This is a genomic window from Streptomyces sp. SM1, from assembly GCF_002910825.1.
GTDB classification, from domain to species: Bacteria; Actinomycetota; Actinomycetes; order Streptomycetales; family Streptomycetaceae; genus Streptomyces; species Streptomyces okerensis.
In genome coordinates this window covers 1-3,955 of sequence record NZ_NEUB01000487.1, presented here as the reverse complement: position 1 = coordinate 3,955, position 3,955 = coordinate 1, and the positions used below count along the sequence as shown (strand labels likewise).

Here is a 3,955-nt window from a genome sequence, read left to right as displayed (position 1 = left end):
TCCGGAGGCTGCCGCCCCGCGCCGCGGCCCCCCGGACGGCGCTGCTCGTCGTGTCCGCCCTCCTCGCGCTGCTGATCGCCGACCTGTCGGGGATGAGCAAGGCGGAGACGGAGCGCATCTGGCTGCCGTTCGCGTTCTGGCTGCTCCCCGCCTGCGCGTTCCTGCCCGGCCCGCGCGGCTGGCTCGCCGGGCAGGCCGTGCTCGCCCTGCTCCTCAACCATCTGGTGCTGACGGGCTGGTGAGGAGCGGGGTGCGGATCAGCTCCCGGCGGCGGGCCGCATCCTGAGCGAGATGCTGTTGATGCAGTACCGCTGGTCCGTGGGTGTCGGATAGCCCTCGCCCTTGAAGACGTGCCCGAGGTGCGAGCCGCAGCGGGCGCAGCGGACCTCGGTGCGCACCATGCCGTGCGAGCGGTCGTCGACGAGCTCCACGGCGTCGGTGTCCCTCGGGTCGTAGAAGGACGGCCAGCCGCAGTGCGACTCGAACTTGGTGTCCGAGGTGAACAGCTCGGCGCCGCAGGCACGGCAGGAGTAGACGCCCTCGTCCTTGGTGTCGGTGTACTCACCGGTGAAGGCGGGTTCCGTGGCTGCCTCGCGCAGAACGGCGTACTCGGACGGCGACAGCTCCGCGCGCCACTGCTCGTCCGGCTTCTCGACGTCGTACGGCATGAGAGATCAGCCCCTTACTTCGACAGACGGTCCAGGATGTGCGGGCCGAGGTCGGTGACATCGCCCGCTCCCATGGTGAGAACGAGATCCCCGGCCTTCGCCATTCCCACGACCACCTCGGGGATCTCCGTCCTGTCGTGGGCGGCCGTCACGTCCGCGCCGGCCGCGCGGGCCGCCTCGATGATCAGTTCGCTGGTGACGCCCGGGACCGGGTCCTCACGGGCCGGATAGATGTCCAGGACCACCGAGGCGTCGGCCAGCGCCAGGGCCTGGCCCATCTCCTTGCCCAGCTCCCGGGTGCGGGAGAACAGGTGGGGCTGGAAGACGACGAGGATGCGGGCGTCACCGGCGGCGGAGCGCATGGCCTCCAGGTCGGCGGTCATCTCGGTCGGGTGGTGCGCGTAGGAGTCGATGACCTGCACGCCCGCGGCCTCGCCCTTGAGCTGCAGGCGCCGCTTCACCCCGGTGTAGGCGGCCAGCGCGGGGGCCAGCTCGGTGGCCGGGATGCCGAGCGCGGCGCCGGCGGCGAGCGCGGCCACGGCGTTGTGCGCGTAGTGCCGGCCGGGGACCGACACGGTGAAGGTGAGCGGGGCGCCGTCGAACTCGACGGTCACCTCGCTCTTCAGGCCCTGCGGGACGACCGACAGCACCCGTACGTCGGCGTCCTCCGCCTCGCCGTACGTCACGGTCCGCACCGAGCCGTCCAGCCGGCGGGTCAGCTCGCGGGCGCCCTCGTGGTCGGCGGAGATCACCAGGGTGCCGCCCGGCACGATCCGGCCGACGAACGTCTCGAAGGACTCGTGGATCTGCTCCATGGAGGCGTAGTTGGCGTGGTGGTCCAGCTCCACGTTGAGGATGATCGCGACCTCGGGCGCGTACTTGTGGAAGCTGCGGTCCGACTCGTCCGCCTCGGCGACGAAGATCTCGCCCTCGCCGTGCAGCGCGTTGGAGCCGGGGGCGTCCAGGTCGCCGCCGATCGCGTACGACGGCTCCCGGCCCAGCGCGGTGAGGGAGACGGCCAGCATGGAGGTGGTGGTGGTCTTGCCGTGGGTGCCGGCCACCGCGATCGGCCGCAGGCCGTGCATCAGGGCGGCGAGGGCGTCGGAGCGGTGCACCACGGGGATGCCCAGCTCGGCCGCCCGGACCAGTTCGGGGTTGTCCTCGCGGATCGCGGAGGAGACGACCACGCAGCTGGCGTCGTCGGCAAGGTGCCCGGCGGCGTGGCCGATGTGCACGGTGGCGCCGGACGCCCGCAGGGCGTCGGCCGTCGGGGAGTCCTTGGCGTCACTGCCGGCGACCTCGGCGCCCCGCTGCGCGAGGATCTTGGCGATGCCCGACATCCCGGCGCCGCCGATGCCGATGAAGTGCGGTCGGTCCATGGCGGTGGGAAGGCCGGGTGCCATGCGTGTTCTCCCAGTGGTGCGACGAGCGGGACGGCGGTCTTCGCGCCCTCGCCCCGGAGCGGGGAGAGCGCCGCCCCAGCCTATGCCTTGCTGTGGGAGAAGAGTTTCAGCACCGGTACGCCGACCTTGTGCCGGGCCCGGGAGGCCCAGTCGCGGTGGAAGAACTCCTCGACGTAGTGCGGGTCGGTCAGCACGATCACCTCGTCCGCGCCGACCTCCTCCACCATCGCCTTCAGCGCGTCGAGCGGGTGGTCCCCGATGAGCCGGCCCTCCGCCGTGTCGCCGGTGGTGCGCAGGGCCTGCAGGGACACCTGCAGCGCCCGCTCCCCCATGGTCTCGGCCTCCTCGCCCTCAGGGGTCTCGTGCTCGCGGACGGCCTCGTCGATCTCGCCGAGCGCGACGTCGTCGATGGCTCTCAGCAGCCGGTCGGCCTGTTCGCCGCGCGGCTGGAGCAGCACGTGGAAGGAGACCGGCTCCTCGCCGTGCAAGGTGGTGACGAACTCCACGTCGGCGGACGTCAGGGCCTTCTCGATCATCAGTACGCTTGTGAACACCAGGCGCCCCTTCTCCTCGGAGGGCACGCGGGCCCTCTCCGTTCCGTGGGCCGAGCCGGGCCCGCGGAAACCATCCTGCCCCGTATGCCCAGGGGTACTGCCGGATTCGCTCCCGTCCGTCGCCTCTTCGGGCGGACGGGCCGGTTCCACCGGTCGCCGGACCGGCGGTCACCGTCGAGCATGTTCCGTCCCTTCCGGTCGGCCGCGGGACGCCGCAGGGCGCCGCAGGGCGCCGGCCCGGGAACGCCGGGTCACGCCCGCTGGTACCGCGTGAACAGGAATCCGTCTTCTTCCAACATCGACTTCAGCGTGAAACGCAGCGGAAGTGTCACTGAGGGTCCCCCGGCGATGCGCTGAGCGTCACCCGCGGTGAGCATCGGTGCCACGGTCAGACAGAGTTCGTCCAGCACTCCGGCCGCCACCATCTGGCCCAGCAGCCGCGGCCCGCCCTCGGTCAGCAGCCGGGTGTGTCCGAGGTCGGCGAGCGCCCGTACCGCCCGCGCGGGGTCCACCGCGGTCCCCTCCCCGGCGACGACCACCCGGGCGCCCGCCTTCTCGGCGGCGGCGACCCGGTCCGGGGCGGCCCCGGCGCCGGTCAGGATCAGCGTGGGCAGCAGGGGGCCGGTGAACAGCGGCAGGGAGAAGTCCAGGTCAAGGCCGGCCGTCACCACCGCGATCACGGCCGCCGGCCCCTGTCCGGCCGCTTCCCGGGCCGCCGCGAACCCCTCCCGCGCGCGTGCCGGACGGTAGCCCTCCTGCCGTACGGTCTCCGCACCGACGAGCACGACGTCCGCGAGGGCCCGCAGCACGCCGAAGATCCGCATGTCGGCCGGGCAGGAGATGGGCTGGGAGCGGCCCTCGTGCTGGGCCGCGCCGTCGAGGGTGGACACCATGTTGCCCCGCAGCCACGGATCCCGGCCGCCGCCCGGCCCCGGCTCGGGATAGGCGTACGCGGCGGCCAGCTCGGCCGGGCTCCACTCACGGCCGTCCACCCCGCCGGGAGCTGCTGTTTCGTCGGTCACGTCGGTCACGGGGAACAGGCGTCGCATGTCGTTCAGTCTTCCACGGCACGTAGCATGGTGGACCGTGTCGTCCTCCTCCCCCGCCTCCCGTCCCGGTCCGATAGCCGACGTGGCTCCGCTGTCCCTGTGCGCCCGCGAGCCGCACGTCCCCGCGGACCGGCTCGTCGCCGAGATGGTGCCGCCGCCGCGGTTCGACTCGGTCCGCTTCGGCACCTACATCCCGGACCCGGACCAGCCGAGCCAGACCGAGGCCGTCCGCGTCCTGGAGGGCTTCGCCGCGGGCCTCGACGGGGCGGCGGCCGGCGGCC

4 protein-coding genes and 2 pseudogenes are annotated in these 3,955 nt (G+C 72.9%); 2 read left to right on the top strand and 4 right to left on the bottom strand.

Features of this window, described 5'->3' with window-relative positions:
• Window positions 1–242, top strand: a pseudogene (locus tag B9S61_RS12040) (hypothetical protein); the annotation flags it as partial.
• Between the two features lie 15 nt (window positions 243–257).
• On the opposite strand, the gene msrB reads toward B9S61_RS12040, so the two are convergent.
• The 4 genes from msrB to B9S61_RS12020 form a co-directional block, all read right to left on the bottom strand.
• Window positions 258–668 carry a peptide-methionine (R)-S-oxide reductase MsrB gene (gene msrB / locus B9S61_RS12035; RefSeq protein WP_103542244.1) on the bottom strand — a complete coding sequence of 137 codons (411 nt, stop codon included), beginning with the start codon at window positions 666–668 and terminating at the stop codon, window positions 258–260.
• A 14-nt stretch (window positions 669–682) separates the two neighbouring features.
• A complete protein-coding gene (gene murC / locus B9S61_RS12030) occupies window positions 683–2,071 on the bottom strand; it encodes a UDP-N-acetylmuramate--L-alanine ligase (RefSeq protein ID WP_103542243.1) in 1,389 nt (462 codons plus the stop codon).
• A gap of 80 nt (window positions 2,072–2,151) precedes the next feature.
• Window positions 2,152–2,625, bottom strand: coding sequence for an indole-3-glycerol phosphate synthase (locus B9S61_RS12025; protein WP_181007337.1), 474 nt, complete (start codon window positions 2,623–2,625; stop codon window positions 2,152–2,154).
• A 251-nt stretch (window positions 2,626–2,876) separates the two neighbouring features.
• Entirely contained in the window at window positions 2,877–3,674 is a 798-nt protein-coding gene (locus tag B9S61_RS12020) for a pyrimidine reductase family protein (RefSeq protein ID WP_103542242.1), read from the bottom strand.
• A gap of 37 nt (window positions 3,675–3,711) precedes the next feature.
• Between B9S61_RS12020 and B9S61_RS12015 the strand changes: the two are divergent.
• Window positions 3,712–3,955: pseudogene (locus tag B9S61_RS12015) on the top strand (cell division protein ZapE); the annotation flags it as partial.

Excerpts from the sequence above, each read along its gene's own strand:
- murC (WP_103542243.1), bottom strand. The coding sequence starts at position 2,071 with ATGGCACCCGGCCTTCCCACCGCCATGGACCGACCGCACTTCATCGGC.
- msrB (WP_103542244.1), bottom strand. The coding sequence starts at position 668 with ATGCCGTACGACGTCGAGAAGCCGGACGAGCAGTGGCGCGCGGAGCTG.
- B9S61_RS12020 (WP_103542242.1), bottom strand. The coding sequence starts at position 3,674 with ATGCGACGCCTGTTCCCCGTGACCGACGTGACCGACGAAACAGCAGCT.